The organism is Flavobacterium glucosi, assembly GCF_048286535.1.
GTDB lineage: Bacteria > Bacteroidota > Bacteroidia > Flavobacteriales > Flavobacteriaceae > Flavobacterium.
In genome coordinates, this window is record NZ_JBLVPK010000001.1 from 45,182 (window position 1) to 70,549 (window position 25,368).

The window sequence follows — 25,368 nt, forward strand, 5'->3', positions numbered from 1 at the left end:
TTCAGATTGTTTTTTCTTCTATTTTTGAACCAAAAGAAAGAAAGGCTATCTTTTTAGGGATAGCCTTTTTAAGATGCTTTCTTTAAAAATTATTCTTGGATATAGGTTTTATTTCCGTTAGAGTTAATGTAATATTTTCCTCCTCTAGGACCAGTATATACTTTTTTGCCATTGTATTCACCTGTTATTTTGTCGGCTACTTTAGGTGCTTTCTCATTAGTTTCTTTAATTTTTTTTTACTGATTTGCTGTTTATAGCTTTTTCTTTTATTACAGTTTTAGCCATCGTTGCTTTATCCTTGGCAGTTTCTACTTTTCCTTTTGCTGTTTTTTTAGATGCTGTTGCTTTTTCTTTGGCTATGGCAGCTTTATCTTTGGCGGTTTCCGCTTTTTCTTTAGCTATACTTGCTTTGTCTTTGGCAGTCTCGGATTTCTTTTTAGCAATTTTTTTAGTCTTAGCTGCTTTTTCTTTGGCTAAAGTCGCCTTTTCTCTCGCTGCTTCGGCCTTTTCTTTTTTGGCTAAAGCCAATTTTTCAGTTTTAGCTTTTGCTGCTTTCTTTTCAGCGGCAGTTTCTTGTGCTTGCAAGTTTACTGACAAAATAATTACAAAACATAACAACAGTAGTTTTTTTATAATAATTTGATTTTGAATATTTTACAATAAAATATAAGCCCTAAAATAAAACATACATAAGTAAGTAATATAAAAAGGTCGAAAAACTCAATAAAATCAATACTTCACGATAAAAAAGGTCTAAAACACTCCAAAATTAAAAGGTGCATTTATCTACCGTTTACTTCCATTGAACTACCATCGCTAGTATCATTTTTAAACGCTTTAAACGCCTTACTACTATTAGGCCGGACAAATATAGCTAAAACCCCCATTTTATTACTAAATGGGGGTTATTTTTTACCGTTTAAATACTATTTAAACGCTTTAAAAGGGTTGTTTAAACAGTTTGTAAATGGACTCAATGAATAAATATAAAAAACTCTATTAATTACTTTGCAGTTACAGTTGGGGTTACAGTTGCAGTTACAAATATTGATAAATGTTAGTATATAAAAGTATTCATAAAACATAAAAACATTTAAAAAGTAACTAAAAAAGCGTTTAAGCACACACTTAATACCCTAAATTTTTAATGTACAGAAACAAAAAAAGCCCTATTTATAAGGGCTTACAAGGTTTTAGTATGTGGAATCAGTTAAAAAAAATAATTAACTCATGGAATTGATCCTTATTGATGCTTTTATAAGCGCTAAGGCTTTTATGTTTTTAAGATGAACATCCTTTGCCTGATGATGGCTATTTTGCGAAACTATTTTTATAAAATCATCGCCTTTATCAGATTTGTGAATCCACTTTACCGTTACAAATTCCTCACCATCCATATTGATTGATAATAGATACATTTCACCAAAGAAAATATTATCTATAGAGTTGTTGAGCTCTTTGTACATTACGATATCGCCACTCTTTAATAATGGATACATACTGTCGCCTGTGACATAAATTGCACCATCGCATTTTGGAAGATTTGGTATCGAAATAAAATCTACTGGTTTTGTTTTGCCGTTTTTATTCCTGAATAACTCTACCATTCCGGCTGTCGCCTCAATGTCATATAAAGGTACTCTTTGATCCTTTATTGATCTATCAGTTTTCAATTTATAGATCGTGCTAGGCTCGCCTATTTTAGATTTAGCCGGGTCTACGTAATCTGATAATAAATAATCGAAACTTATTTCGAATATCTCTCTAAGCTTTACAACGAATTCCAGTTTTGGCATCGTTTCCTTACGGTAATTACGAATATTAGCCTCACTTGTACCCATAACTTTAGCAAAGGCGGAATTGTTGCCTGCATAGTGCTCATTAGCTATGTCGTCAATTTTTTTATTTATAGAACTCATTTATAAAGCATTATAAAATACTTTCGAAAAAACTTTCGAATATATTTTTTTATTTCGAAACTTGTTTCGATATTTGTTCAGAATTTAAAACAAAGCTAACGAAAAAATGGAGCACTTTACAAAAGCACAAAGAAAAAAAATAAATAAGTCGGCTCTTGCAGAAAAACACGATTGTACTGCGACCTATATAACCCTTGTTTTAAAAGGTGAACGTGACAACAATACAGATTTAGCAAAAGCAATTTTAAAAGACGCAAAAGTAATGTTGGAAATTTTTGAACCTAATCAAGAATCGTAATGTTTGAATACTATCAAAATAATATCCTTTGTGTACAAGCCTCTTGGATTGTAGAAAGCGGAATAATTAGCGAGCCTAATTATAAGCAGCTATGTTCAAGAGGCCACCTCAAAAAAATGACGACAGGCGGCAATGGCCGTAAAGCACTAATACAATTCGACACCATGAGATCAGATATAAAAAATAAAGTAATTGAACTAGCCGGAGATCCTTACGCAAAGGTGACGACTATCACATTTACTGATTATATCCTTGACGATCAAAAAGCATACGAATTTTTTAGAAACTATACGCTTGACAGTGGCGAAGCACTACCAGAGAAAAACATCAAAGAGTACTGTTGTAACGCTTCAATCGCAAATGCAATCAACACTATCGTTAATTCAAAATTAGCACAACGAAAAGCACTAGCAGGTTCTAAAGTGAATGTTTGGGAACGTATCGCAGAGGTAGTTTCAGAATTGCCAAAACATACTTATCCGCACTCACTTCCAAGAAACCAAAGAATCCTTAGAGATAAGGTTAAACAGTACTTAAACGATGGTTACGGGGTTTTTATACACAAAGCCTTTGGTTCTAAAAATGCGGAGAAAATTAACGATGATGCCAAGTCATTTGTTTTGGCTCGTTGGTGTGACCGTGTAAAACGTGTAGCAAATTACAACCAACTTTTGAAAGAATACAATACCGAAGCGGAAGAGCAAGAGTGGAAAATGATTAAGTCAGAGCAATCGCTTATCAACTTCCTATCAGATCCTAAGATTGAGCCTTTATGGTACGGGTACCGTTTTGGAGAATTGAAATTCAAAGAAAAGTTTACCATGTCATTTAAAACGGCTTTGCCATCCATGAGAGATTCACTTTGGTATTCAGATGGTACCAAAATCAACCTTTACTATCAGGATGCAAACGGTAAAATGAAAACGATTAATGTGTATGAGGTTATGGATGCGTACAGCGAAGTATTCTTAGGATATCACATTTCAGAGAAGGAAGATTACGAGGCAGGATACCAAGCTTTCAAAATGGCAATTCAAGTTTCAGAACACAGGCCTTACCAAATATCACTGGATAACGGTGCCGGTAACAAGAAGCTTCACTCAGGTGGTTTCTTTGATAAAATTAGCCATTTAGCCATTAAAACACAGCCTTATAATGGTAAATCAAAAACGATTGAGAGCGCATTTGGAAGATTTCAAACTCAGTTTTTAGCACAATTACCAAACTATTCTGGGCAAAATATCACATCGAAAAAAGTTTCGAGCCATGCTAACATGGAGTTTGTTCTTGCGAATACTGAAATGTTACCAACGTTTGCCCAACTAAAAGCACAATACGAGCAAAAGCGTAACGAATGGAATCAGGCACCGCACCCAAAAACAGGCTTACCACGTATTGAGATGTATTTTGACAGTGAAAACCCGGACTGCCCAAAAGTAACGCCGTTTCAAATGGTTGACTTCTTTTGGATTGAGAGAAACCTACCAATACAGTGCCACTCTAGCGGGATTAGCTTCAAGGAAAAAACAACTCAATATGAATATGTAGTCTACCAAGAAAATTCAAGAGCCATAGACCAGGAATGGCATATTGAAAATGTGAGCCAAAAGTTTCACATAAAATTTGACCCGGACGATATGAGTTTAATCTATCTCTACAAGAAAACGCCACTAGGATTAAAATTTGTGAGAGCTGCTGAAACGAAAGTTGAAATACACAGAGGACAGCAAGAGCAAGAAGATTGGGAAGCTCAATATTACAGAGACCAAATCGAAGCCACTAAGAAAATACGAATTGCAACGGAGGAAAAAGCGGAAGCGAACCTACAAAAACACAACATGACTGCCGAAAGCTACGGATATAAAAACCCAAAACTAAAAGGTGTCAACTCCAAGAGAGTTAAAAAAGAAAAAACCGACATCGCTCAGTATCAAAAGAAATTAAGCGAAGCGGTTCTCACAGAGGATGATCAAGAGTTTGATTATACTCAATTAATGTAAAAACGGGTTGCACCCCGAATTCACCAAAAATTTAAAAAACAAAAGTATGACAACTGATTTCAAAAAACAAGTACACGAAAAACTAGCCCTTTTTATCAATCAAAAGGGAAGCCAAAATAAGGCAGCCAATTCATTAAACGGCGTTTCCTCTGCCTTGCTTTCGCAAATAATGAATAACAACTGGGAAAATATCTCAGAAACGATGTGGAGAAATGTAGCCTCTCAAATAGGACACAGTTCTAAAGAATGGGTTTTTGTTGAAACAACTGACTTTAAAATAATTTCAAAGTTCCTGACAGATGCACAACAAAACGCCAATGTTTTTGCCATGACCGGCGATGCAGGTTCCGGCAAGTCTAAGAGTTTTGACCTTTATGTGTCTGACAATAAAAATGCGTATTTGTTGAGCTGTGCTGAGTATTGGAATCGCAAAGAGTTCCTGGTGCAACTCCTAACTTCAATGGGTGTTGATTATAGCGGTTTTACAGTTGCCGAAATGATGAACGAAATCGTAAAGAAACTGAAATCACAACAAAACCCGCTTATCATACTGGATGAAGCGGACAAACTTCCAGACACGGTGCTGTACTTCTTTATCACTTTATATAATAGACTGGAAGATCATTGCGGAATCATTCTATGTGCAACGGATCACCTTTCAAAAAGAATAAGCAAGGGAATCAAGCTTAACCGCAAAGGATACAAAGAAATCAACTCCCGTATCGGTCGAAAGTTCATAGAGCTTAAAGGAGTTAACTACAATGATGTTACTCAAATATGCATCGCCAATGGTGTGGAAAGTACAAAGGACATTAAGGAAATATTCAACGATTCAGAATGTGACCTACGAAGAGTAAAACGAAAAATTCACGCTGTAAAAAACAGAGTTTAATGGCAGTAAAAAGAGCCGTTTCGGTTGACGAAATAACAAAAAAGAAGTTCAAAGAATTAGAGTTACCGCCCGAATTTAAAAAGTTACTAGGGACACCGGAATGCTCAGGGATTTGGATTATATGGGGTGAGAGTTTTAACGGTAAAACGGGTTTCAGTCTTCAATTAGCAAAAGCCTTAACGCTATCAGGAAAAGTTTTTTACAACACACTGGAAGAGGGCGCACGAAAGTCCATGCAAAATGCCATCGTAGCCCAGAACATGCAGGAAGTAAAAAACAGATTTACAATAGGCAACCGGGAAGGAATAGACGATTTGAAAGAGCGACTGAGGCGCAAAAAATCACCGGACATTATTTTCATTGATTCATTGCAGTACACCGGACTGAACAAAAAGGAATACAAACTTCTAAAGGAGGAGTTTCATAATAAGTTGTTCATTTTCATAAGCCATGCAGATGGCAAGAACCCGGAGGGATCACTTGCCAAGTTTGTGAAATATGATGCTGATGTCAAAATCAGAGTTGAAGGTTACCGGGCGATGTGTTTAAGCCGCCTTGGAGGAGATAAAGAACCCTATACCATTTGGGAGCAAGGAGCCGCCCAATTTGATTTAAAAATAAAATAGCCATGAGTACAAAAACAACAACCGCTCAAAAATTACAAATGACTGCTGATGATTACGAAAACATGATTTTTGGATCGTATGCAAGATGGTGCGAAAGCGTAACCATTAACGCTAGAGAGTTTCAAAAAGTAATAGCAAACTCAGCAGTCAATAAATGGTATTTAATGGAATATGCAAAATGTGAGGAAAAGTTTGCCACCATGACACAGCGATATGATGAGAACATTCCAGTAAAGGATTATCAAACTTTTTATAATGACTGTACGTATGGCATGTTCAACATACGCCCAACAGCACTACTGCAGGAAATCAAAAAAACAAGAGCGGTGAGTTACCTCAAAGTTCACGGTGTAAAAATCCCAAGTCTAACATTCAATCAAAATTAACAATGACCCCACAGCATCGAAAAAATAAAATAGCAGAGCTAGAGCAATGGTTAAGAGACAATCCCAACCACGCCAACCGGACAATAATAGAAACGGATTTGCGCAAGCTAAAAGAACAACAACTAGGTAGAACCTACGAGCGTGACACCTTCGACATTAGAAACCATAATTTCCACAGCAAATGAGTAACGAAGACATATATCAACGATTAGAAGATTTACACAACGTGCTCGTGTATTGCTCGGATTTGCAAAAACAAGGTCGCATTCATGTGTTCAAAGTTGGGGAACGCATCTGCATCAATCAAGAACGTGGCGCACTGCTTTCGCAATTAAGCCACGCCAATAATGAAACCTTTAGCCACGAAGTCCGGGAGTATAAAATACCGGTAGCAATTGAGGCAAAAATCAAGTTCACCATCGAGAAGATACACGCCACGGGATGGGGCGGCTTTTCCTCCGATATAATTTTAAAATAAATGGAAACCAATAATATAATAGTAAAAGAAGCAATAATTATGAGTACAGCAACAATGGAAGCACCGGCAGTAGATTTAACGAAATTTTCACCTGCACAACTAAAAGCGGCATTAGCGGCACAGGATTCTAAAAAAGAAGCCGATAGAATCGCTTATAAGGAACTTGTTGAACAAACAGTACCGAAAGCCATTTTTAAACTCGCATTAGCATCTGAGGTGCTGTCTAATGCAAAAACAGAAGCGTTTCAGTACTTCGAGGATATCCTGAAACTAAAATCAGAAGTTTTTGGAGTAAAGGAAAAACAGCAGTCCCATACTTTCTCCTTTGAAGGTGGCGAAGTGCAAATAGGCTACCGAATTACGGACGGTTGGGACGATACGGTAAACGCCGGTATTGCTAAAGTAGAAAAATACATTAGCTCGCTTGCAAAAGATACCGAAACTGCTGCTTTGGTTGATATGGTTTTTAACCTTTTGAAAAAAGACGCTAAAGGAAATCTGAAAGGCAGCCGAGTTTTAGAGCTGCAAAAATTAACTGCCAAATTCAGTGATGAAGAGTTTACCGATGGTGTTGATATCATAAGTAAATCATACAAGCCAGTGCGCTCCGTTTGGTTCGTTGAAGCGGCACTGATTGACGAAAACAAAAACAAAACGCCAATCCCTTTGTCCATGTCGGCGGTTGATTTTTCTAAAGGCTACAAGTTTGAGTTTTACAACGAAGTAATTGCAGAAACCAATGCACCAGAGTAATTCAGTAACGGCACTATTAGCAATCCTGCTAATAGTGCTCAACGGTAAAGCCATCGTTGAATATGTGTTATGGCTTCGATTTAAGATAAGAACCACCTTTAAACAATATGAAAACAGAAATAACCATAACGCCAATAATTGACCACGAAAGCTACGATTTGAACGGCCACGTGATTTATAAAGACAGTCTAGGAAACTGGTCTTGTAAAGCGGATTTGACCGCAAGGCAACATCAAGCTTTTCGGAATTATGAAAAGCTAATCATTAAAAACAAGAGGTTCAAAAAACACACAAAAGCAACTTATAAAGGATAAAAAAATGCCAAAAGAAAACAAAAAACAAGAAATTCAAATTCAGTTCCAAGCAAAAATTTTAAGCGCATTACAGTCCGTTTTTGACGAAGAAAGTGATTACTACATTGATATTAATAAAGTATCTAAAGAAGGGAATTTAAATGATTTGTTTCACGTCTTAGGGACAAGAGTACCACAACACATATTTAGCAAAATTACAGGACAGTCACCCGATCCGTTAGAGTTCAATCATATCTGTAACAAATTGATTTTTCAAGATAGAGAGGACAGCAAAAAATAATTTGGTTAGTTAATTCGGTTTCCCGAGTGAAAATGGCTTTTGCGGGTTCGAGTCCCGCCTCGGGAGCAAATTTAAAATAACAACAAATGAACACAGTATTTATAGAAGATTGTGCTGCCGATGGATGTAATAAAAAAAACATCGGAAAAGGTAAGCAAATGTGCAAAGAGCATGAAGAGATGTATGAAAATAGAATTCCATTCAAAGCATTCTACGGAAAAACAGTTCAAAAAAAAGTAATTGAAAATGACAGCAACTAAAGCATACGTGTACGAGGGACAAGGTTCCGCAATTGACGACTACAACGCCCCAAAAAAGCAATTGCAAACCATTGTACAAGGAGGCAGAGGCCATAGCAAAAGCAACTGGGGATTGTTCGACAAAAATAATCAACAGCACAAAACAATCCTATCACTACTCCGTCAAGCGCAATGGGTGGTACCCAATGGCAAATGGGGTGAAGTTCCAGACATTAACAGACTGAGCGATTTTTTAAAGAGTGATAAATCACCAATTAACAAGCCCTTAAAAGACATGAAGCCGGAAGAGGTTTCGAAAATAATTGAAGCATTTAAAGGAATAGTAAAATCAAAGTACAAATGATAAAAAAGTTTTTAAACTCAATATTCTACAGAATTCAAAAAAAGTTAAACGGCGGCAAAAGATGCTGCCCAAATGAAACAACATGGAGGTAATCAATAACCCTGTCGCATGGTTCTTTTTAGTTATAGTCTTACTCGGAGTTTTTATGTTGGGTAGGCTTTTAGGACAATCAGAACCAAAGAAAAAAAAGCGTACATCAAAGTATCCAAAATGTGATTGCTCCGATGTTAACCAGTGCTCAAAATATTGTCACGCTAAATATTGCTTTTCAAAAGACTTTGCAGATGGAAAAGTATAGCATCACGGTAATTTGTCCCCACGACATCGCTACAATAAAAGTATTAGAAAGTATAGTCACCTGTGAAACAACAGTATTAGTTTGCACTGAATGTGGCGAAGAATTAGAAAAACCTAAAACGGAATGCTCATGAAAATAGCTAAAGTAATATCCGAATGTAACGAGTGTGAATTCTGCGTCATTGCAGACAACCGCCGAGAAAGCAAAAGCAGTTTTGCAATATGTATGTTTCCTGATGCTCCTCATTTTTTGATAGCTGAAAGCCAATCATCAGATGTTTTGCAGTCTCAACTAACAATACCCGATAACTGTCCTCTTGAGGATTATAAAGGAACTGAAAAATGAAACCGATTAAAACTAAAGTCACGCCTGATCAAATAATGGCACTGGAAAAGTTGATGAACCAAATCGAAGATTATAAGCCGATATCGTTAGAAGAAAAAGTAACCCGCTCGGTTCTTTTCGATATTTCAGACAAAATACATGCTCGATATCGAAAAATAATAAAAAGCGCTGACCTGTTTAGCAATAAGAAATTAATAGGGTTAGAACTTAAATTTCACGAGGGGTATGCTCTTTATTCATTCATTCAAATTTTTTTACCAAAAATTCCAAACCAAGAAAAGGCGCACAATGACTTGTTAAAACTGAGCCTTGATTTACACCAAAAACTACAACAATGAACAAAACAATCTACATCGCCGGGAAAGTAACCGGACTACCCGCAGAACCAACCGCACTCAAATTCAAAGAAGCTCAGGACGAACTGGAGTCAAAAGGCTTTGATGTCATAAACCCAATTGAACTCATAAACAACCCAAAAGAGGACTGGAACGTGGCAATGAACAAATGCCTTGAAGCTTTGGAGTTTTGCGATGCTATTTATATGCTGCCATGTTACACGGATAGCAAAGGCGCAATGATTGAGCACAGGACGGCCGCCAAGTTAGGAATCCAAATTTATTACGAAGTGGAAACAATTATTTAATGGAGCAACTAACCACCTACCGAGCCAAAGGAAAAGAAATAGGATTAATATTCCTGTTTAAATACGATTTAAACGGCAATTTAAAGCTATTTGAAATCTGTGAGGGACAATTGAATGATGGACAAATGAAATGGTTGTTTTCTGCCAATTTTCCTGCCAACGAAAGTATTATTCAAAGCGTCTGGATGAAACAAGAAAAGTACACTAAGGTATTTATAATTGAAAAGTCAGTAGCCGATTTAAGTTTTGAAGCATTGTGGAATATTTATGGTTATAAGGAGTCGCGAAAAGATGCCGAAAAATCCTTTGACAAGTTAACTGAAGCCGAAAAGATTAAATGTTTTATCCAAGTACCAAAATATAAAAAAAGGATAGCACAATCGAAAATTGCACAAGCTTTATTGGCAACATGGTTAAATAAGGAACGATTTAACGATGAATACCAGGAAGCAGTACCCACAAAGAATTTTAACCCCATGATTGCCGATTTAGCAAAACGCAAAACGGATAGAAGAATTTAAACAATTAAAAACAATCAATAAAATGAAAAAGAATCTAAAATTAATCGCATTTGTAGCCTCCATATTATTAGCATCATGCGCAGACAGTAAAGTAATTAACATCAACGGTAAAGACGAAGTTATCGAGCCTTACGGTTGGATTAATGAGTCCGAAGTTAAAAACGATAGTGTTGTTTATAAACTGAGCACCGGTAATATTGTTTGGAGTGTCATAGGAGTAGAAACGGTGGTACTGCCTATTATTTTAACCGGTAATTCATTGTATGAACCAGTAAGAAAAAAATAAAAAGTATTAATAATTAAACCCACCACAATGGCAAAACAATTCACAAAGGTTACTAAAACCTACTCCACAAAAAACAAGTTGCAGCTGCTAATTTTAAATGAGTTGAATACGGTTGACTGTATTCTCTTCAGCACTAAAAGTGAGGCAACCGATTATATCGTACAATTGTACAAAAATGCCTTACTAAAGTATAAAGGTAACGCAGCAGTCCCGGAACTAAAAAGGCACGAATCAAGGCATCAAAGCATGTCTTTTTATGTTGATGATGTGATCAGTATTTCAGTGTATAATGTAGCAATCGATTTATCATGATACTAGGATTTAGCACGCAATTAAACGGAAAGCCTACTTATTTTGTAGAGAAGATTCATAAAGGATTCAGATTAATGGAACTTATTATGAAAGCGGGAATTGATCCTAGCACCCATTACCCACCAAATTATAATTATGTTGCAAAGGATAAACTAGCACATAAAATTCACACCATCCGGGAGGACAAAAAAGAGCGTTGGAAACCCGGAACAAAAATAGATTTCTTTATCAATTGCCGCCAAAAAGATATGTTTCGGTTTGCTCCGGTTCTGCCTGTGGTGAGCGTTCAGGAAATATTTATGACTCGTAGAGGGACTTTTATTGAAATAAGTATTGCAAAAATCGATTCTTATATTGGCGAAGATGATTTTCAATTAAACGGTTTGCAAATAGAACAACTAGCATTAAATGATGGTTTCGATGAATACAATGACTTTAGAATTTACTTTTTAGAAGTCATTGAAAAAAACGGAAAAGCGACAGGAAACTATTGGTTCAAAGGAAAAATTATTCACTGGACGGACTTAAAATATTAAAAAGATGAGATTAAAATCAATAAATCAATCAGAAATACTAGCAATCCATCATTTTTTAAGGTCTGCTATATACGATTTCCACGCAATGAATTGCCAATCGGATGAGTTAATTATTAGTCTACCAAATTGGTTACAAATAATTTTACGCAGTTATCCAATGGTTAATTATATAGATCATAATGCGGCAATACTATTGACGCACTCAAAATATTTTGATATTAAAATACAGCCCCATTACAGTGATGAAGTTGTAGTTTTTTTTAAAGACTACCACATTAACCCCAGTTTTTTTACACCATTCATTCACATAATAAATTTTGAGAATGAGGAAAACCGTAAGCAGCAATAAAACTAACTTAATACCTTTGAACTAATGCAAGAAATTTGGGAAGATCACCACAGGAAAATTAAAGAAATAGACCGGAATTATAGACGGAACTTGAAACGTGCATTTACAGTTTTCGGATTAATTTTATTTCTAGTGGTGTTTTTATTGTATAAATATTAACTAGATTTGAATTAACTTAAAAAACAAACTCATGAAAAAAATTATGATTCTTACTACACTTGGACTTATGCTGGCCGGATCAGCATTTGCCTATGATTACTATGGCAAAAAATGTACCGGTTCTAAAAGTTGTAGTGCGTGCAAAAACTGTAAATACTGTGGGCATTGCGCTAAACAAGGTGGCAAATGTGGAGTTTGTAAGTAACATAAACCTTTTTTAACCATGAAAAAACTATTACTACTTATTACATTATTGATTGTGTCATTTGTTCAGGCACAGAACTATGCAGTAATTAATCAATTGAACGCTACTGATTTTGACAGCTCCTTGAAAATAGCTAATGACATGAAAGCAATGTCAAAAAGCAATTATCATCTTTATAAATACAAAGAGTTTGAAAAGGAGCAATTTTTAAAAATTGTTTACGCTCCCGACGGCGTTACAGATGAACAACTGAATAGCTCAAAAGACTATAGCAACTGCTTAATGGTTACTTATAAAATTTATTTTGAAGGTGAAAATAAAGACTTAGTTGCACCAGGAATAAAAAAGTATAAGTTTACATTGTTACAGGGTAAATATTCAGATCTATTCCCTGTATGGCAATCATGGTTTTCACCAACTGCCGATTTAGAAAAAACGGCCAATAAGAAATACGATGAGTTAAGAGATCACGATAAAAAAATAGAATTCTTTATTCAGAAAAACGGAAATGAATGGTCAATACGAAATGACTCCTAAAACTAAAAACCCACTCTAAAAAAGTGGGTTTTTTTATTACATAAAGTTTGTTATTTTTGTGGTATGGCAGTACGCAACTTGACAGACAAATTATACCACGACATCAAGAGTGACTTTAGCAAGTTTTCTAGTATGAAGGAATTTGGCGTTCAAAAATATACTAACGACTGGATACTGGGCAAACTTGGAGCAAAATACTATAAAGCTCCTAAAACCATTGAGAACATTGTTTTTAATCGAGTAGCCTACGCCACCTCGCAATTGCAAATGTTTAATCAATAATAAATTTTTTCACTTCCACATCTGCAAAGGTTCCCTCCTCATAATCAATTGCCGCACTATAATCAACCAAAAGACATTCATACGTCATAAGGTATAAATTACTTGCTCCTCCGGTATCAACCGGACTGAAAGATTTACGGCTCATGTTACTATATTCTACCCCAGAGCTGCAGTGAAACAAGGTGTTTATTTTCTCCATATTATCTAAGAACGCCAACGCCTCAGTTTGGTTAATACCATCATGATACGTATCACTGAAAGTCTCATAAAATAAAAATATATCAACCTGCATTGTGATTTGTTGCACCTTTTCGGCCGTGTTCGTCATTTTGTTACTGCGGAACGCCAAAAATACTGCAGGTGTAGGAAATGCATGCTCCTCATCTAAATGGTACGCCTGACTGTGCCACAAATCAATCCACTCTATCGTTGGAATTTCGGCTTTAATTTTATTAGCCAACTCTAAATAAAGGTTTTTCCAGTTTTTCATATTTATAATTCTTTAAATCGTTTTTCAATCTCTGTTGAAAGCCACACGTCCATGCTACTCATCATTTTCTCTGAGTGGCCTATAAATTGGCGTTTTGGGAATATAGTATCAATTTTTCGGCTGTGGGATTTCACCTGCTCCCGAACACCTTTTCTAGTACGGGTATGCGCCCGTACATATTGCACCACTCGCATTCTACCGCCATTGTTGTGAAGCCCGGCATAAGGAACCTCTGTACCAAACTGGACACTATCGCTGCCCTCATTCATTACCTCTAAACTTTTACGCAAATAGGTAGTATCCTCCAATATTGCTCCTCCCGGTCTTCGGTCTGGTTCTTTCCGCTTTTCCCAAGCCACAAAAGAAGCATCTGTAAAACCCCGATTTTGAAAGCTATCGTCAAACCACTGCAAACAGAACGTTTTAGCATACCGCCTAACATCAAGCTTCATTTTCTTTGCGACCTTTAAAAAATCGGGCACTTCGTTTATTTTTCGGTTAGCCATAAATTGAAATTTAATTACCTTTTAATCAATGATTAAAAAGTTTTTGTACATTTGTACTATCAGAAAAGATACTACACATAAAAATATATAAGAGCAAGAGCGGAGAAATCCAATCTCGATCCGACTCAAGCAAGGTTTACGCCTTGCTTTTGTTGCTTTTAAGAGTTTCTATTTTTGTTTTAAAATCCTCATATCCTTTTTTAAGTGATTCTTGCTCTACCTTAATAACTTTCTCGCCGTTAATCAAATAAACCTCTTTGACCGTTTTATAACTGCTTAATTTAGCCCATAATTGTCTGGAAGTATCTGAAATTTGAGTGGTATTGAAAGCCGTATTTTTAAAGTTAAAAACTAAAAAACATTCGTCTAAGTCTCTTAGTTGCCCTTTTTTTCCAAGTTTGCTCGCAAAAGTATTATTGATATAGCTTTTCAAATTATCAGTATCTCTTACCGCCAAATCACCCACTTTGCCTTTGATGGTAAACTCTGGGTTTTTATACTTTTCAATATTAATATGTGGCCTGATTCCAATGTTTACATTCAGCTCATCACTTATGATTTTTGCACTTTCTAAATTGGCGGTAAAATCCGTTTTATCATAATAAATACTGGCGCTTACATTTTTATTGCTTTTGCTTTTATAGGCTAGCTGATACGGTGCGTTTAGTTTTGCCAATTCTGCATTTTTCAAAGCGTTGGCATCTGTTTTTAGCAACTTGAAAAACTTATTATTTTTAGTGAAAATTTCTTCGTCTTTTCCCACATTTCCCGCAAAGTCGGGATTGGGCTCAATAGCCACTTTTTTAGCAGTAACGTCCTCCGCAGTTTGCACCACGTCACAACGACAACGCCAGCCGTTAGGCGGGTAATGTGTACCCCAGAAAGGATCATCAACGGGTCTGATGATTCCGTTTAGTACTGCGTGTTCGTCACGTACTAAATCATCACCAACAGTTCTATATTTTAAGTTAGGAAACAAATCTTTGTCGGCTTGGATGCGCTGCCACTTTTTAGCCATTTGGCCTGCGGTTCTTGCCGTTTGATATTCGGCTTGCAACCAGTTCTTATTGTACTGTCTATTGACTCCTTTTGCTAATTGGCTGTATTCATTAAATGGACGTAAACCGCCATCTTGATAGTACAGCATTTTATTAAGAGTTTCAAGCTGCGCATAGTTTTTGGCACTGGCAAAAGTGTAAAGGTTCTTTTTCATTTCAGTAACAAGCGTACTGGAACCATCACTTTTGTTTTTCAACCACGTTTCACCAAATCCTTTCCCGACACCTTCGGAAAGGTCTGCATAGGTTTTAGTAATTAACTCCTGATTCAAATCAGATGGTTTCATTTTTCCATCGTGCAAGTCCTGAGCAATTTTATCAATAATAGCATCGTAGCCGGAAAAGTCCAAAGCCTCTAAAATTAAAGGAGCTGATTTGCAAGTTTCACAACCGCAATCCTCCGAATGGTAGGATGCTTCAATGGACTTGAATAACGCCGTTACTTTTTCGTTAAACTTTTTTTTTTAGCCTCGGCAGCCGCCAAAGGATCGGCAGAACCGGGAGTGGCTTTTTGTCCAAGAATAGGTACGCCAGTTTGTTGCTCAACCCATTCTGGGTCAATATCAAATTGATTGCCTAAAATATTAACAAGCTCCGCAGTTTCTTTGGAGGTTCTTATTTCTGCATTGTCCCAAATGAAAGTTTGACCGTTTAATCCGGAATAAACAGGCGACAACTTTATAAGTCGTGGAATCACCATTTTATTCATGTAGTTTTTAATCATCAATTTGTCACTCTCAAATCTATCTTTGGCCAACTTGAATTGAATTTCTACGGAACCAACAAACCCTTTTTCGTCAGTCAATCCGGTACCACCTAAAAAGCGTTTTGATATTTCAGAGTTCGCACGTTCCACTAAAGGATTGAACGCCCCTGATGGATTGTTGGAAGTAATAGACGGAACCTCAAATTTTTCATTCCCACGTCCTACCATAAAGTGATTGGACTTGAAATTTTGAGCCGCTTCAAATAATTGGTTTAACCTTCCATCGTCCTCACGGTCTGTAGTTATAAATAAAGGTGGCACGCCATATTTTTCTATAAAATCCAACCATGCACCAATACCCATTTTTTTAGCCAAGACAATAGGAGCCACTTGTGCCAACATTCCTAAATCTTTGTCCTTTCCTATCTGAAGATAGTAATTAGCCATAATGCCCTCTTTATAATCCCACCCTTTTGAATCTCCCGGTGCTTTTATAATAATGCCCTTTAAGGGGTTGAAATAACCAAGCGGAATTTCAGTTACATCGTTAAGCTCTCCTAAAATATCAAGCTCAAAAAGTTCTATCAACGTGGTACCCTGAAACCGAGCCATAAGAATAAGCCGCACCAACTCCTCAAACCAAGTGCGCTCAAAAAGAGCTGATAACTCCTCGTTTTCCTCTCCGGTCGCACTTACAATTTTAAAAGTGGAACGCTGACAATACAAAATCCTTGAATCTATTACAGATGCAAGGTGATTGTCTAACATTAGATTTTCATATAAAGTCCTCAAACTAGAGCGGTCTGGATTTTCGGGATCGGTTGCTAATTGTATGGCCGTTTTCCATTCCGCAAGGTTTTTAGACTGCATCGTGATAGACTCCATTTCTAACTGCCCGGAATAGCTTTTGTCTGGACTCATAGCAGCGGAAACCGCTTTAAGTTTTTGTGGGTTTGTATTACGTAATACTTTATTTTCGAATGCTGTATAGGCTTTTTTGAAGGGATTTTCCATTAGATATAAAAGTTTGGATTGGATAAATTACCCGATATTGAATTACTTATTATTGCTCCAGTACTGTCAACCGCCGCAGGAACCCCGGACAACGGAATAATACCAATTGACACCTCTTTAAGTGTTTTCATGGCCTCATCATATTGCTCTTTATAATCAGATGGAACTTTACGAGCTGCGTTTCTTCTAACCAGTTTGTACAAAACTAATTTTGCTAAAACTTCCCTCAATACTTCATTATGTACCGGGTCGGTTTCATCAAATACGGTGGCCGTATCATAGCGTGTGCCTAAATAACTTTTGATTACGGCAATTTGAGTTAACTCAATTTGGTCAATAATTTCATCGTCATTTTGTGCGCTTTCGTCAATGAGTCTCTCCTGGGCAAAGGAGATTAAATAAGGCTTATCGATATAAATCATATTCTATCGTTTTTATGGTTCATTTTTCCCGTTCTATAATTGCTATTTTCAGAACCTCCAAAGCTTACATACTTTTCCAGTTCGTCAGTAACTCCTTTTTTAGCATCGGGATAATCATCTTTTGAGTTGTAGCCGGGCTCAATTCCAAAAAGTTGCTGCATGGCAATTTGATGGTCTTTTTTGTGCTTTAATTTATCACTGTAATAGAAACGCCCATTTTGATAATACGGTTGCAATTGTAACATCCTATCGTATTTATTCGCTCTAGGCCTGTCCCTTTTAATGATATTTAAACGGCAGTTAAACAGTTTTTCGGCATCACGAATGGCGCTTTCTACGGCATCATTCCAAAACTGACTTTCAAACACCCAATGCACCACAACAGTATCCGGTAATGATAGCTGGAACTGACACATATAGGCTAATGCGGCACTCATTTTGCATTGTTGAACAAAGCAGTCGATTTCCCAAAAATCACGGTCTTTTAACCCTTCCACGACAATAGCATTATAATCGGAGGTTTGTGTCCCGGAGTAGGCGACATCCCAATAACCAAAAATGATTTTGAAAGTATTGAGCTTTGGCAAAGGCGCATATTGTATGTCCTCCGCCTTAAATATTGTTCCCTCGATATGGGGTTGATTATTGTACTCGGCTCTTGCGGCTAATGCTCCAATTTCTTTTTCAATTTGTTGGAAATAAGTGCTTGAGTATTTCGAGCTCCAAGTGGGCTCAAAAGTTACCGGATCATACGCATTTATTTCGTGAACAACCCAGTCCGGGTGTAACTCCTGTAAAATGGTTTGCACCATCTTTGGAGCAAATCTATTGTTCGCCTGGATAAACCTTCGAATGTCACCGTCCATTGTTGGAATCAAATCACGCTCAATCCAACGTGCCATTTTTAACTGGCGCACTGGGTTTTGATTTAAATCTTTAGTTTCGATATCATCGCAGACAATGTGTGTTGGTCTTTTGCTCTTTACACGCAAACCCCTAACGGATTGCCCCATACCTAGCGACTGTCCAATAAAACCGCTTTTCGTAATAAAGAAGCCGTCCTCCCAAGAACCTTGGTTGTATTGCTCCCCAAAATCGTTTATGATTTGTGGGTTACTCTCAAACTCCGCACGAATATCCTCCAATAATTGTTTCCCTCTGTCGGCATTATTACCTACCAGAACCAAGTAAACCGGCTCACCGTTTATCCAAAGAAAAAACGGTATTAAGATGTCGTTTACAACTGATTTTGATAAAGCACGCCCCCACTGAGAAAAGCCTTTAAAGGTTTTATTTTTCTGGACTTTCTTTGCAAAATCAATATGAAAATCGGGTGTTTCAGATGTGGCATAATGCGGGAAATATCTTTGCACCATTGCCCGGTAACTCTTTTTCGCCACTTCAATAGCCTCACGCTTTTCCTTATCGGTTTCAAATGGGTTAACATTTGAAAACGAGCGGGAAAGTTCGAGCTTCTTTTTGTAGCGGTCGAGAGTGGCCTTATCGTTTCTTTTCATCGACTTTCATTATTTTTTTATCTGCAGTATGCGTTACCTTATTGTCCTGAAAATTGTAAAACAATCCAGTAATTACACTCACTCGGTAAATTCCGTCGTACAGGTGTTTTTCTTTTACAATTTGTCCCACATGAAACCCCGCTCCTTTTTTAAGCAAGTGCGAGCCAATGTTTAAATAGTATTGATTTATGGGAGCCTTATTAATCATAAGGCTTAGAATGAGTTTTAGTAATGCCATTATCCGAGTTTGATTGATATTGTTGATAAATGATTTTCTTGAAAGTCCAGCGTTCTTAAATACACGTCTTTGTCGTAGTGTTCGAGGTTCTTGAATATATCCGCCATTACTTCGAGATATAATCCTAGTGAAATTCGATTTTCAGAATCCATTCGCTCTAAAGCTTTTGTTTGAATGGCCACTTCCTGAGATATAGACGCAGATTGTTGACGTAAGGCAATAACACGCTCTTTGTCGCCCACTGCTTTCGCATCTTTAACCTCGATACTGATTTCTAGTTGTTGCTCCGTTAATTCGCTGATTAGCTCCTTAATTTTAGCCGCTCGGTTCTGGGAGCTGTTCATATTGGAATCACGCACTCCTTTCCACTTGCCTTTTTCAACCCAGTCACCAATAGTTTTCTCGGAAACATTCACTATTTCCGAAATGGCTTTTGCCGTTAAACCCTGATTTGTGTAGTAATCGAAAGCAATTCGCTTCTCTTTTTCCTTTGCCATACTGTTATTTCTATGGTACAAAGTTGTCTTAATAAGGAATGAAAATTTAATTCATCTTCTTATTTGGTAATACTATTTAACTAATTCAGTATTCGAGAGTTACTAAATAAAAAGGTCTTTTTTTTTACCCTCTGCCAAAGGCTAATCTTTGTCATCTCAAAAGGGAATAAAAACGAGAATTACATGTCAAAACCTAGAACATTTATTGAAGCATCCGCGGCAGGCACAACCGGAACTATAAAGATTATTGACCGTATAGGTGAATGGTCGCAAAGTTCCTCTGCCACTATTAGAACCATTGTGGACGACTATTTAAAAACAGGCGTGACCGATGTTGAAGTTTATATTAATAGTGCAGGTGGTAACTGCTTTGAAGCGACAGAAATGTGTAACGATTTGAAACGCCTATCTAATGTGCGCTTGAAAATTGGAGCCGTTGCCGCATCTGCTGCAACGTATTTCATGACACAGTTCCCAAGTTCCGCTTATCCAAACTCTCAAATAATGATCCACAGACCTAGACTAGGAACCTATGGTGATATTGTGACGATTAAAGCCGATTTGAAACTTCTTGAAAATACTACTGAGGAGTACAAAAGTGCTTATTCAACTAAAATGAATAAGACGGTTGAAGCCATTGACGAATATTTTGCCAAAGGTGACTACTGGATGACCGCCAACGAAGCAAAAATGGAAGGTCTTTTAGACATCGTTCTCGACAACAAGGAAGAAGTAACAGCAGAAAGTATCAAAATACTAGAGGCAGTTGCAGCACCAATTATCCCGAAAATTAATAATGAAAACAAAATACAAATGGAAAGAACCGTACTGATTAGTAGACTAAGGCTTTCGGCTGATGCTACAGATGCTCAAATTGAAGCGGCATTGACCGCTTTAGAAGTAAAAGCCGGTAAAACGGAAGGCCTAGAAGCCACCGCAAAATCGACTCTTGAAGCCAATGTGAAAACATTAGTTGACAAGGGAGTTGTAGACAAAAAGTTTACCGCCGATTTGGCACCGCACTACACAAAATTAGCAACTGCCGATTTTGAGGGAACAAAAACCATTATCGAGGCCATGCAAGGTGTTACAAAACTATCCGCAGAATTGGAAGAGGGAGTTACTGCCGCAGGACGTGAAAAATGGACAATGGAGGACTATCAATCCAAAGACCCGGAAGCGTTAATGGAATTAATGACTAAAGACCCAGAGAAGTTCAAAACATTAGAAGCGGCTTACTTCGGATAAACCAATAAGTCAAGCGATCAACTCGATCAAGTAAAAAAAGTAAAAACAAAAATCAAACACAGAAAATGAAAAATCAATTTAAAGGACTGTTTAAAGTCTTATTTGTATTAGCGTTATGCGTAACGGCTTCATTCATTGCAAATGCAATGGGAATGAACGAACATGGAGTTCAAATGGCGGGTGTTACACCGGTAGCCTTGCCCGTATTGAACCAAACCGCAGAAAAGGAAATGATTAAAAAATTCCGTCACGATAATTCATGGTTATCATTATTGAAAAGTAAGCAATCATGGGTTGATAATGATGTAATAAAAATCCCGAAAAGAGGTGCAGCACCTTCAGTATTAATTAACAATACAGTGTACCCAATTGTATCTGCCGGTAGAGATGATACTCACGTAGTACTTTCTTTGAACAAATACGAAACTACAAATACAACCGTAACGGCTGCCGAATTATACGCATTGCCTTATGAGAAAGTATCTGACGTTCAAGAACAACACCGTGAGGAATTAGAGGATAAAACAGCACAACACGCTTTGCACTCTATTGCACCATCTTCTAACAGCGCAACAACACCAGTACTAGTTTGTACAGGAGCCGTTGACGGAACTAGACCAACATTGACCTCAAAAGATGTGGCCTTAATGAAAAAGAAACTGGATAAACTGTTAGTACCAAAAGAGGGACGTATCCTGGTATTATGTCCAGACCACGTAGCCGATTTGTTGAACGAGGACAGAACTTTCCAAACACAGTACCACAACGCTGTTGAAGGTGTTCTTTCTAAATCATACTACGGGTTTAAAACTTACGAAAGTACATACAACCCAACATTTACTACAGGAACTAAAGTAGCCTTTGGTGCAGTAGACGGGGTGCAAATGGCGTCAGTTATCATGCACGAAAAAACGTGTTTCAAAGCAACTGGTACAGTAACTCGTTACTCAAGACCTAAAGAATTAGATCCAGAAAACAGACGTAACACCATCGGTTTTGAGCTTTACTTTATTGGTATTGCCATCCGTGACGAAGGTGTAGCCGCTATCATAGGATAGTCAGTCTGATTTATTTTTAAAATGGCAGTCGAAGTCAATGCGACTCGACTGCACCCTAAGGGGATTACTTCAATTACAAGCTCATGAAAAAAATCAATAATGTTGGAGCGTTGTTTTTACAACAGCGTGAGGGCTTTTCTGCTATTCCTTATTTGGATAGCGCCGGAGTTGCCACGATTGGTTTTGGTAATACTTTTTATCCGGGTGGTAAAAGAGTGACTATGAAAGATAAGCCTATAACTAGAGCTTATGGGATTGAAATATTCAACATAGTTGTAGCAAATTTTGAGAACGAAGTCTATTCACTTCTTAAAAAACGAGTCACACAAAATCAATTCAATGCACTGGTAAGCTTTGCTTATAACGTAGGAAGCGACATCGATGTGGACACTATTGCAGAGGGTTTGGGAGACAGTACATTACTAAAAAAAGTAAACGCCAATCCAAACGACAAAACAATTGCCACAGAGTTTGCAAAATGGAATAAGGCCGGTGGGAAAGTTAATAACGGTTTAATCTCAAGGCGACAATTAGAAGCCGAATTATATTTCAGAACATGAAAATAGTAAAAATGTGCTTTCTGTTTATTTTGGTTGTAATGACTAGCTGCGCTCCTAAAAAGACGGCCATCAGTACTACAGTAATTAAAGACAGTACCTACATAAAAAAAACCATTATTCCGGTTGATACCATTATTAAAGTACCCAAGAACGACGTGAGTGTTCAGGCAGACTTTAAAGATTTAACCGCCAAGCCAATTGTAAAACGCTCTAAAAATTTAACTGCCAGTTTAAGTAAGGTTGGGAACATCATTACTGCCGACTGCGATGTGGGAGAATTAGAACTAACAATAAGGCTTCAAAATGAACTTTTAGAAATATATCGCCAAAAGGATACCGACAACACTACAACAATAAAGGTACCCGAAAGATATATTCCAGAATGGATCAAGCCTTTAATTTGGATTGGTGCAATAGCTTTAATACTAATTATAATAGGTGTTTGCATCTATTTTTTTAAAAAATCAAAATCGTATGAAAACATACTCTAAAGAAGAATTACAGGCAAAAGCACTTGAAGTGTTTGAGCAACATCCTAATCAGGATTCAACATTCGCAAGAGAAGATGGAAACGTTTTCTTCACCGAACATTATGCCAATTTAGATAAGGGCAAATTAAAGGTTTATCCTTTTGAAAGAGCCGATATCGTAAAGGCCGATGTAAAAAAAATCAAAGTTGTTGACGCAACTGTTGTAACTGCAAAAGCGAAAGCTACTAACGCCACAAAAGCTCCCGCCGCTGCAAAAGCAAAAGCACCAGTAGCTCCTGCGCAAGAAGTTAAAAAAGTGGATGCTACTTTAGGTAAAGACGGTAAGAACCCAGAAACGAGAGAAACAACTAATCCTACAGTATAATGGCAGAGTTAGCAGGTGTAAAAATAGAAAAATTACAGGGAGGTCTGGGACGCAAAAGCCCAAGTACAGACAGCCACCTTGCCTTAATTATTAAGACAACCGGTGACGCCCCTCTTGATTTGGTTATTGCCAATTCAGGAAAAGGATTAACACTGACATCGCTTTCACAAGCGGAGGGCTTAGGTTTAACCGCTAGTGCTAGTGCCAACGGAGTAACTCCATTTTATGAGCATATTTCTGAATTTTTCAGACTGGCTCCGGAGGGAACCCTTTATTTGTTTAACGACAAATCGGCTGCTAACATGGTTACTTTTCTAAAAGAGAATCCAGAAATCAAAGGCTTTTCCGTTGTGGATGACTTTGGAGTTTTACTTCAAACGGTTGTTATTGCAGATTACCAAACAAACGTCATTGATGTATTGGCCTCAGAAAATAGGCTAATTGACTTTGGTGTTATCGGTTGGAATGGTTTCTCCTTTACTGACGGTTTGGATTTAACTGAATTGACTTCGCCACAAATTTCAGTTTTGGTTGTTGGTTCCGGTAACTCAAGCTTTGCCGCAGCAGGCGCATTTTTAGGAATGATTGCCGCTAGAAAAGTTAATGAGAATGTTGGGTCGGTAAATATCCAAAATAAGCCACTTGCAAAAAGAGGCACAGCGGATTACCCACTGACCGACAAAAATTTAGGCTTATGGTTAGCTCCAAAGTTAACGGATGGTGTAGCCATTAAAACATTGACCAAAGCAGAAATCCAAACCTTACAGGACTACGGGTACATTTTTGCCGCTTCTTATGAAGGTTATCCTGGTGTATTCTTTACCAACTCAAAAACGTGTGTCACACAAGCTTCAGACTATTGTTTCATTGAAAACAACAGGGTTTGGAACAAAGCGGCAAGGGCGTTGAGAGCGGCATTATTGCCAGAAGTAAAAGGTGTTGTAAAGAAAGATCCTTCAACCGGATTTATTAAGTCTACTACGGTAAGCCGTTGGACAGGAATTGGTAACAAAGCTCTTGAGCAATTGGTCGCTAATGATGAGATAAGCGGGTTTGAGGTCTATATAGATCCTGCGCAAGTGGTAAACAGTACGCAAGCCGTAAAAGTGAAAGCTTTGGTAGTTGCTGACGGTATTGTTCACGAGTTTGAGGTGGCTTTGGGTTTAACGAATTCAATTAATTAAGATGAGTACAATAGTAAATAAATTCGGAACGATGCAAGGATGGAATGCAGTAACTGCAAACATCCTTGGGCGTGACCTTGAGGGCATAGTGGAACTAGCCTATGACGATAAGGAAAAGAAAGAGAACGTTTATGGTGCGGGTAAGTTCCCCATTGGCCGTGGACGTGGTAACTATGAGCCAAAAGCTTCCATTAGCATTTTAAAGGAGGAGATTGATGCCATGAAGCTTTCGCTTCCTCCGGGAAAGTCTATTCGTGATATTGCCCCATTTGATATGGTTGTTCAGTACGAAACTGAAAACGGAATCATCTTAAAAGACAGAATTCGCAATTGTGAATTTATGGGCGATGGTGTTGAAGTAAAGCAAAACGACATGACCATCACCACAAAGTATGAATTATTAATCTCTCACATTGAGTGGAACGTAATCTAAGTATGGAATCAAAAATCATAAAACCTTATACCGACTCTGACATTTCAGAACACGAAGCAAAAGTAGGTGGCAAAAGAAACCTAAAGGAAGTTATTATTAAAGATGATGAAGGTACCCAGTACTGCTATTTAGTAAAACGCCCAACTCGTGCAATAGTTCAGGCCTCCGCCGAGGCAATGCAAAAAAACGACCTAAAAGCCCAACACAAGCTTACAATGGGTTGTGTACTTGCAGGTGACATGGAAGTAATCGAGCAAGACGGTGTTATGTTCTCAGAACTCTTAGCCCGTATTCAATTAATTGGCAAAGGCATAACCTCTGAAATAAAAAATTTTTAGAAGGGTCAGGGATTGACCCCGAAGATAAAGAGGAGGACGAACAATGGTTACTCAAGATAAACGCCATTTTAAGGTACCACTATCCAAACATCAAAATAGAGAAGTTGAGCGATAAAAAGTGGGCGTCTTTATACAACGAGTATCTCTATGTTACGAATCAAAAGACCCAAATTTTAGACAGAATAATAAAATCATCTTTAGACAAAATGGGCTAAAGAGTTT

Annotated in this window: 42 protein-coding genes; 31 read left to right on the forward strand and 11 right to left on the reverse strand. The window is 37.4% G+C overall.

What is annotated here, in order from left to right:
• Positions 1-89: 89 nt before the first annotated feature.
• The 3 genes from ACNQGD_RS00245 to ACNQGD_RS00255 all read right to left on the reverse strand — a co-directional run bounded on the left by ACNQGD_RS00245 (position 90) and on the right by ACNQGD_RS00255 (position 1,841).
• Positions 90-230, reverse strand: a complete 141-nt coding sequence (locus ACNQGD_RS00245; protein ID WP_417998262.1) for a hypothetical protein — start codon at positions 228-230, stop codon at positions 90-92.
• The gene (locus ACNQGD_RS00250) at positions 226-585 is read right to left on the reverse strand and encodes a hypothetical protein (protein WP_417997902.1); all 360 of its coding nucleotides are present in this window, start codon (positions 583-585) and stop codon (positions 226-228) included. The genes ACNQGD_RS00245 and ACNQGD_RS00250 overlap by 5 nt, the downstream gene beginning before the upstream one ends.
• A gap of 638 nt (positions 586-1,223) precedes the next feature.
• A complete protein-coding gene (locus tag ACNQGD_RS00255) occupies positions 1,224-1,841 on the reverse strand; it encodes a S24 family peptidase (protein WP_417997903.1) in 618 nt (205 codons plus the stop codon).
• A gap of 184 nt (positions 1,842-2,025) precedes the next feature.
• Here ACNQGD_RS00255 and ACNQGD_RS00260 point away from each other — a divergent pair, with 184 nt between their 5' ends.
• From ACNQGD_RS00260 to ACNQGD_RS00370, 23 genes are all read left to right on the forward strand, one after another.
• Positions 2,026-2,217 (forward strand): hypothetical protein, encoded by a 192-nt coding sequence (locus tag ACNQGD_RS00260; protein ID WP_379858675.1) that lies wholly within the window; start codon positions 2,026-2,028, stop codon positions 2,215-2,217.
• Positions 2,218-2,381: 164 nt separating this feature from the next.
• The gene (locus ACNQGD_RS00265; RefSeq protein WP_417997904.1) at positions 2,382-4,217 is read left to right on the forward strand and encodes a hypothetical protein; all 1,836 of its coding nucleotides are present in this window, start codon (positions 2,382-2,384) and stop codon (positions 4,215-4,217) included.
• Positions 4,218-4,263: 46 nt separating this feature from the next.
• Positions 4,264-5,109: an AAA family ATPase gene (locus tag ACNQGD_RS00270; protein ID WP_379858678.1), complete on the forward strand. Its 846-nt coding sequence runs from the start codon at positions 4,264-4,266 to the stop codon at positions 5,107-5,109.
• On the forward strand, positions 5,109-5,735 hold the full coding sequence (locus tag ACNQGD_RS00275; protein WP_417997905.1) for a hypothetical protein: 627 nt from the start codon (positions 5,109-5,111) through the stop codon (positions 5,733-5,735). Before ACNQGD_RS00270 ends, ACNQGD_RS00275 begins: the two co-directional genes overlap by 1 nt.
• A gap of 2 nt (positions 5,736-5,737) precedes the next feature.
• Positions 5,738-6,121 (forward strand): hypothetical protein, encoded by a 384-nt coding sequence (locus ACNQGD_RS00280; RefSeq protein WP_417997906.1) that lies wholly within the window; start codon positions 5,738-5,740, stop codon positions 6,119-6,121.
• A 2-nt stretch (positions 6,122-6,123) separates the two neighbouring features.
• Positions 6,124-6,306 carry a hypothetical protein gene (locus ACNQGD_RS00285; protein ID WP_417997907.1) on the forward strand — a complete coding sequence of 61 codons (183 nt, stop codon included), beginning with the start codon at positions 6,124-6,126 and terminating at the stop codon, positions 6,304-6,306.
• The gene (locus ACNQGD_RS00290; protein WP_417997908.1) at positions 6,303-6,599 is read left to right on the forward strand and encodes a hypothetical protein; all 297 of its coding nucleotides are present in this window, start codon (positions 6,303-6,305) and stop codon (positions 6,597-6,599) included. Before ACNQGD_RS00285 ends, ACNQGD_RS00290 begins: the two co-directional genes overlap by 4 nt.
• Entirely contained in the window at positions 6,600-7,352 is a 753-nt protein-coding gene (locus ACNQGD_RS00295; protein ID WP_417997909.1) for a DUF3164 family protein, read from the forward strand.
• A 107-nt stretch (positions 7,353-7,459) separates the two neighbouring features.
• Positions 7,460-7,666 carry a hypothetical protein gene (locus ACNQGD_RS00300; protein ID WP_126568832.1) on the forward strand — a complete coding sequence of 69 codons (207 nt, stop codon included), beginning with the start codon at positions 7,460-7,462 and terminating at the stop codon, positions 7,664-7,666.
• Between the two features lie 4 nt (positions 7,667-7,670).
• The gene (locus tag ACNQGD_RS00305) at positions 7,671-7,946 is read left to right on the forward strand and encodes a hypothetical protein (RefSeq protein WP_417996817.1); all 276 of its coding nucleotides are present in this window, start codon (positions 7,671-7,673) and stop codon (positions 7,944-7,946) included.
• Positions 7,947-8,032: 86 nt separating this feature from the next.
• Positions 8,033-8,206, forward strand: a complete 174-nt coding sequence (locus ACNQGD_RS00310; protein WP_417997910.1) for a hypothetical protein — start codon at positions 8,033-8,035, stop codon at positions 8,204-8,206.
• Complete coding sequence (locus tag ACNQGD_RS00315) at positions 8,193-8,549, forward strand: hypothetical protein (protein WP_417997911.1); 357 nt, start codon at positions 8,193-8,195, stop codon at positions 8,547-8,549. Before ACNQGD_RS00310 ends, ACNQGD_RS00315 begins: the two co-directional genes overlap by 14 nt.
• 284 nt (positions 8,550-8,833) lie before the next feature.
• Positions 8,834-8,980, forward strand: coding sequence for a hypothetical protein (locus tag ACNQGD_RS00320; RefSeq protein WP_417997912.1), 147 nt, complete (start codon positions 8,834-8,836; stop codon positions 8,978-8,980).
• Positions 8,977-9,192 (forward strand): hypothetical protein, encoded by a 216-nt coding sequence (locus tag ACNQGD_RS00325; RefSeq protein ID WP_417997913.1) that lies wholly within the window; start codon positions 8,977-8,979, stop codon positions 9,190-9,192. Before ACNQGD_RS00320 ends, ACNQGD_RS00325 begins: the two co-directional genes overlap by 4 nt.
• The gene (locus ACNQGD_RS00330) at positions 9,189-9,530 is read left to right on the forward strand and encodes a hypothetical protein (protein ID WP_417997914.1); all 342 of its coding nucleotides are present in this window, start codon (positions 9,189-9,191) and stop codon (positions 9,528-9,530) included. Before ACNQGD_RS00325 ends, ACNQGD_RS00330 begins: the two co-directional genes overlap by 4 nt.
• On the forward strand, positions 9,527-9,835 hold the full coding sequence (locus ACNQGD_RS00335; RefSeq protein ID WP_417997915.1) for a DUF4406 domain-containing protein: 309 nt from the start codon (positions 9,527-9,529) through the stop codon (positions 9,833-9,835). Before ACNQGD_RS00330 ends, ACNQGD_RS00335 begins: the two co-directional genes overlap by 4 nt.
• Positions 9,835-10,356: a hypothetical protein gene (locus ACNQGD_RS00340; RefSeq protein WP_417997916.1), complete on the forward strand. Its 522-nt coding sequence runs from the start codon at positions 9,835-9,837 to the stop codon at positions 10,354-10,356. Before ACNQGD_RS00335 ends, ACNQGD_RS00340 begins: the two co-directional genes overlap by 1 nt.
• Positions 10,357-10,378: 22 nt before the next feature.
• Entirely contained in the window at positions 10,379-10,642 is a 264-nt protein-coding gene (locus tag ACNQGD_RS00345; RefSeq protein ID WP_417997917.1) for a hypothetical protein, read from the forward strand.
• A gap of 27 nt (positions 10,643-10,669) precedes the next feature.
• Positions 10,670-10,954 carry a hypothetical protein gene (locus ACNQGD_RS00350; protein ID WP_417997918.1) on the forward strand — a complete coding sequence of 95 codons (285 nt, stop codon included), beginning with the start codon at positions 10,670-10,672 and terminating at the stop codon, positions 10,952-10,954.
• The gene (locus ACNQGD_RS00355; protein ID WP_417997919.1) at positions 10,951-11,490 is read left to right on the forward strand and encodes a hypothetical protein; all 540 of its coding nucleotides are present in this window, start codon (positions 10,951-10,953) and stop codon (positions 11,488-11,490) included. Before ACNQGD_RS00350 ends, ACNQGD_RS00355 begins: the two co-directional genes overlap by 4 nt.
• A gap of 4 nt (positions 11,491-11,494) precedes the next feature.
• A complete protein-coding gene (locus tag ACNQGD_RS00360; protein ID WP_417997920.1) occupies positions 11,495-11,839 on the forward strand; it encodes a hypothetical protein in 345 nt (114 codons plus the stop codon).
• Between the two features lie 382 nt (positions 11,840-12,221).
• A complete protein-coding gene (locus ACNQGD_RS00365; RefSeq protein WP_417997921.1) occupies positions 12,222-12,740 on the forward strand; it encodes a hypothetical protein in 519 nt (172 codons plus the stop codon).
• 63 nt (positions 12,741-12,803) lie between these two features.
• Positions 12,804-13,022, forward strand: coding sequence for a hypothetical protein (locus ACNQGD_RS00370; protein WP_417997922.1), 219 nt, complete (start codon positions 12,804-12,806; stop codon positions 13,020-13,022).
• On the opposite strand, the gene ACNQGD_RS00375 is transcribed toward ACNQGD_RS00370, so the two are convergent.
• The 8 genes from ACNQGD_RS00375 to ACNQGD_RS00410 form a co-directional block, all read right to left on the reverse strand.
• The gene (locus ACNQGD_RS00375) at positions 13,012-13,512 is read right to left on the reverse strand and encodes a hypothetical protein (protein WP_417997923.1); all 501 of its coding nucleotides are present in this window, start codon (positions 13,510-13,512) and stop codon (positions 13,012-13,014) included. The genes ACNQGD_RS00370 and ACNQGD_RS00375 overlap by 11 nt on opposite strands.
• A 2-nt stretch (positions 13,513-13,514) precedes the next feature.
• Positions 13,515-14,018: a phage virion morphogenesis family protein gene (locus ACNQGD_RS00380; protein WP_417997924.1), complete on the reverse strand. Its 504-nt coding sequence runs from the start codon at positions 14,016-14,018 to the stop codon at positions 13,515-13,517.
• A gap of 136 nt (positions 14,019-14,154) precedes the next feature.
• Complete coding sequence (locus ACNQGD_RS00385; protein WP_417997925.1) at positions 14,155-15,426, reverse strand: phage head morphogenesis protein; 1,272 nt, start codon at positions 15,424-15,426, stop codon at positions 14,155-14,157.
• An 89-nt stretch (positions 15,427-15,515) separates the two neighbouring features.
• Positions 15,516-16,796: a phage portal protein family protein gene (locus tag ACNQGD_RS00390; RefSeq protein ID WP_417997926.1), complete on the reverse strand. Its 1,281-nt coding sequence runs from the start codon at positions 16,794-16,796 to the stop codon at positions 15,516-15,518.
• Positions 16,796-17,218 (reverse strand): phage protein Gp36 family protein, encoded by a 423-nt coding sequence (locus ACNQGD_RS00395; protein WP_417997927.1) that lies wholly within the window; start codon positions 17,216-17,218, stop codon positions 16,796-16,798. The genes ACNQGD_RS00390 and ACNQGD_RS00395 overlap by 1 nt, the downstream gene beginning before the upstream one ends.
• Positions 17,215-18,735, reverse strand: a complete 1,521-nt coding sequence (locus ACNQGD_RS00400; protein WP_417997928.1) for a hypothetical protein — start codon at positions 18,733-18,735, stop codon at positions 17,215-17,217. Before ACNQGD_RS00400 ends, ACNQGD_RS00395 begins: the two co-directional genes overlap by 4 nt.
• Positions 18,719-18,973, reverse strand: a complete 255-nt coding sequence (locus ACNQGD_RS00405) for a hypothetical protein (RefSeq protein ID WP_417997929.1) — start codon at positions 18,971-18,973, stop codon at positions 18,719-18,721. Before ACNQGD_RS00405 ends, ACNQGD_RS00400 begins: the two co-directional genes overlap by 17 nt.
• On the reverse strand, positions 18,973-19,470 hold the full coding sequence (locus tag ACNQGD_RS00410) for a hypothetical protein (RefSeq protein ID WP_417997930.1): 498 nt from the start codon (positions 19,468-19,470) through the stop codon (positions 18,973-18,975). The genes ACNQGD_RS00405 and ACNQGD_RS00410 overlap by 1 nt, the downstream gene beginning before the upstream one ends.
• A 183-nt stretch (positions 19,471-19,653) precedes the next feature.
• Here ACNQGD_RS00410 and ACNQGD_RS00415 point away from each other — a divergent pair, with 183 nt between their 5' ends.
• The 8 genes from ACNQGD_RS00415 (at position 19,654) to ACNQGD_RS00450 (ending at position 25,146) form a co-directional block, all read left to right on the forward strand.
• Positions 19,654-20,718: an ATP-dependent Clp protease proteolytic subunit gene (locus ACNQGD_RS00415; protein WP_417997931.1), complete on the forward strand. Its 1,065-nt coding sequence runs from the start codon at positions 19,654-19,656 to the stop codon at positions 20,716-20,718.
• A gap of 65 nt (positions 20,719-20,783) precedes the next feature.
• The gene (locus ACNQGD_RS00420; protein WP_417997932.1) at positions 20,784-21,776 is read left to right on the forward strand and encodes a hypothetical protein; all 993 of its coding nucleotides are present in this window, start codon (positions 20,784-20,786) and stop codon (positions 21,774-21,776) included.
• Between the two features lie 83 nt (positions 21,777-21,859).
• The gene (locus ACNQGD_RS00425) at positions 21,860-22,336 is read left to right on the forward strand and encodes a lysozyme (RefSeq protein WP_417997933.1); all 477 of its coding nucleotides are present in this window, start codon (positions 21,860-21,862) and stop codon (positions 22,334-22,336) included.
• Positions 22,333-22,827: a hypothetical protein gene (locus tag ACNQGD_RS00430; RefSeq protein WP_417997934.1), complete on the forward strand. Its 495-nt coding sequence runs from the start codon at positions 22,333-22,335 to the stop codon at positions 22,825-22,827. The genes ACNQGD_RS00425 and ACNQGD_RS00430 overlap by 4 nt, the downstream gene beginning before the upstream one ends.
• The gene (locus ACNQGD_RS00435) at positions 22,811-23,191 is read left to right on the forward strand and encodes a hypothetical protein (protein ID WP_417997935.1); all 381 of its coding nucleotides are present in this window, start codon (positions 22,811-22,813) and stop codon (positions 23,189-23,191) included. Before ACNQGD_RS00430 ends, ACNQGD_RS00435 begins: the two co-directional genes overlap by 17 nt.
• Positions 23,191-24,375 (forward strand): DUF2586 family protein, encoded by a 1,185-nt coding sequence (locus tag ACNQGD_RS00440; protein WP_417997936.1) that lies wholly within the window; start codon positions 23,191-23,193, stop codon positions 24,373-24,375. Before ACNQGD_RS00435 ends, ACNQGD_RS00440 begins: the two co-directional genes overlap by 1 nt.
• Position 24,376: 1 nt before the next feature.
• Positions 24,377-24,808: a hypothetical protein gene (locus ACNQGD_RS00445; protein WP_417997937.1), complete on the forward strand. Its 432-nt coding sequence runs from the start codon at positions 24,377-24,379 to the stop codon at positions 24,806-24,808.
• 2 nt (positions 24,809-24,810) lie between these two features.
• Positions 24,811-25,146: a hypothetical protein gene (locus ACNQGD_RS00450; RefSeq protein ID WP_417997938.1), complete on the forward strand. Its 336-nt coding sequence runs from the start codon at positions 24,811-24,813 to the stop codon at positions 25,144-25,146.
• Positions 25,147-25,368 lie beyond the last annotated feature (222 nt).

Bases quoted from the DNA above. Each gene is read 5' to 3' on its own strand.
- ACNQGD_RS00355 (WP_417997919.1), top strand. From the start codon at position 10,951: ATGATACTAGGATTTAGCACGCAATTAAACGGAAAGCCTACTTATTTT.
- ACNQGD_RS00420 (WP_417997932.1), top strand. From the start codon at position 20,784: ATGAAAAATCAATTTAAAGGACTGTTTAAAGTCTTATTTGTATTAGCG.
- ACNQGD_RS00380 (WP_417997924.1), bottom strand. From the start codon at position 14,018: ATGGCTAACCGAAAAATAAACGAAGTGCCCGATTTTTTAAAGGTCGCA.
- ACNQGD_RS00305 (WP_417996817.1), top strand. From the start codon at position 7,671: ATGCCAAAAGAAAACAAAAAACAAGAAATTCAAATTCAGTTCCAAGCA.
- ACNQGD_RS00310 (WP_417997910.1), top strand. From the start codon at position 8,033: ATGAACACAGTATTTATAGAAGATTGTGCTGCCGATGGATGTAATAAA.
- ACNQGD_RS00260 (WP_379858675.1), top strand. From the start codon at position 2,026: ATGGAGCACTTTACAAAAGCACAAAGAAAAAAAATAAATAAGTCGGCT.
- ACNQGD_RS00265 (WP_417997904.1), top strand. From the start codon at position 2,382: ATGAGATCAGATATAAAAAATAAAGTAATTGAACTAGCCGGAGATCCT.
- ACNQGD_RS00325 (WP_417997913.1), top strand. From the start codon at position 8,977: ATGAAAATAGCTAAAGTAATATCCGAATGTAACGAGTGTGAATTCTGC.
- ACNQGD_RS00425 (WP_417997933.1), top strand. From the start codon at position 21,860: ATGAAAAAAATCAATAATGTTGGAGCGTTGTTTTTACAACAGCGTGAG.
- ACNQGD_RS00430 (WP_417997934.1), top strand. From the start codon at position 22,333: ATGAAAATAGTAAAAATGTGCTTTCTGTTTATTTTGGTTGTAATGACT.
- ACNQGD_RS00285 (WP_417997907.1), top strand. From the start codon at position 6,124: ATGACCCCACAGCATCGAAAAAATAAAATAGCAGAGCTAGAGCAATGG.
- ACNQGD_RS00450 (WP_417997938.1), top strand. From the start codon at position 24,811: ATGGAATCAAAAATCATAAAACCTTATACCGACTCTGACATTTCAGAA.
- ACNQGD_RS00255 (WP_417997903.1), bottom strand. From the start codon at position 1,841: ATGGGTACAAGTGAGGCTAATATTCGTAATTACCGTAAGGAAACGATG.
- ACNQGD_RS00360 (WP_417997920.1), top strand. From the start codon at position 11,495: ATGAGATTAAAATCAATAAATCAATCAGAAATACTAGCAATCCATCAT.
- ACNQGD_RS00390 (WP_417997926.1), bottom strand. From the start codon at position 16,796: ATGGAAAATCCCTTCAAAAAAGCCTATACAGCATTCGAAAATAAAGTA.
- ACNQGD_RS00350 (WP_417997918.1), top strand. From the start codon at position 10,670: ATGGCAAAACAATTCACAAAGGTTACTAAAACCTACTCCACAAAAAAC.
- ACNQGD_RS00375 (WP_417997923.1), bottom strand. From the start codon at position 13,512: ATGAAAAACTGGAAAAACCTTTATTTAGAGTTGGCTAATAAAATTAAA.
- ACNQGD_RS00295 (WP_417997909.1), top strand. From the start codon at position 6,600: ATGGAAACCAATAATATAATAGTAAAAGAAGCAATAATTATGAGTACA.
- ACNQGD_RS00415 (WP_417997931.1), top strand. From the start codon at position 19,654: ATGTCAAAACCTAGAACATTTATTGAAGCATCCGCGGCAGGCACAACC.
- ACNQGD_RS00300 (WP_126568832.1), top strand. From the start codon at position 7,460: ATGAAAACAGAAATAACCATAACGCCAATAATTGACCACGAAAGCTAC.
- ACNQGD_RS00315 (WP_417997911.1), top strand. From the start codon at position 8,193: ATGACAGCAACTAAAGCATACGTGTACGAGGGACAAGGTTCCGCAATT.
- ACNQGD_RS00280 (WP_417997906.1), top strand. From the start codon at position 5,738: ATGAGTACAAAAACAACAACCGCTCAAAAATTACAAATGACTGCTGAT.
- ACNQGD_RS00320 (WP_417997912.1), top strand. From the start codon at position 8,834: ATGGAAAAGTATAGCATCACGGTAATTTGTCCCCACGACATCGCTACA.
- ACNQGD_RS00365 (WP_417997921.1), top strand. From the start codon at position 12,222: ATGAAAAAACTATTACTACTTATTACATTATTGATTGTGTCATTTGTT.
- ACNQGD_RS00395 (WP_417997927.1), bottom strand. From the start codon at position 17,218: ATGATTTATATCGATAAGCCTTATTTAATCTCCTTTGCCCAGGAGAGA.
- ACNQGD_RS00330 (WP_417997914.1), top strand. From the start codon at position 9,189: ATGAAACCGATTAAAACTAAAGTCACGCCTGATCAAATAATGGCACTG.
- ACNQGD_RS00410 (WP_417997930.1), bottom strand. From the start codon at position 19,470: ATGGCAAAGGAAAAAGAGAAGCGAATTGCTTTCGATTACTACACAAAT.
- ACNQGD_RS00370 (WP_417997922.1), top strand. From the start codon at position 12,804: ATGGCAGTACGCAACTTGACAGACAAATTATACCACGACATCAAGAGT.
- ACNQGD_RS00405 (WP_417997929.1), bottom strand. From the start codon at position 18,973: ATGGCATTACTAAAACTCATTCTAAGCCTTATGATTAATAAGGCTCCC.
- ACNQGD_RS00270 (WP_379858678.1), top strand. From the start codon at position 4,264: ATGACAACTGATTTCAAAAAACAAGTACACGAAAAACTAGCCCTTTTT.
- ACNQGD_RS00400 (WP_417997928.1), bottom strand. From the start codon at position 18,735: ATGAAAAGAAACGATAAGGCCACTCTCGACCGCTACAAAAAGAAGCTC.
- ACNQGD_RS00275 (WP_417997905.1), top strand. From the start codon at position 5,109: ATGGCAGTAAAAAGAGCCGTTTCGGTTGACGAAATAACAAAAAAGAAG.
- ACNQGD_RS00345 (WP_417997917.1), top strand. From the start codon at position 10,379: ATGAAAAAGAATCTAAAATTAATCGCATTTGTAGCCTCCATATTATTA.
- ACNQGD_RS00340 (WP_417997916.1), top strand. From the start codon at position 9,835: ATGGAGCAACTAACCACCTACCGAGCCAAAGGAAAAGAAATAGGATTA.
- ACNQGD_RS00335 (WP_417997915.1), top strand. From the start codon at position 9,527: ATGAACAAAACAATCTACATCGCCGGGAAAGTAACCGGACTACCCGCA.
- ACNQGD_RS00440 (WP_417997936.1), top strand. From the start codon at position 23,191: ATGGCAGAGTTAGCAGGTGTAAAAATAGAAAAATTACAGGGAGGTCTG.
- ACNQGD_RS00435 (WP_417997935.1), top strand. From the start codon at position 22,811: ATGAAAACATACTCTAAAGAAGAATTACAGGCAAAAGCACTTGAAGTG.
- ACNQGD_RS00445 (WP_417997937.1), top strand. From the start codon at position 24,377: ATGAGTACAATAGTAAATAAATTCGGAACGATGCAAGGATGGAATGCA.
- ACNQGD_RS00290 (WP_417997908.1), top strand. From the start codon at position 6,303: ATGAGTAACGAAGACATATATCAACGATTAGAAGATTTACACAACGTG.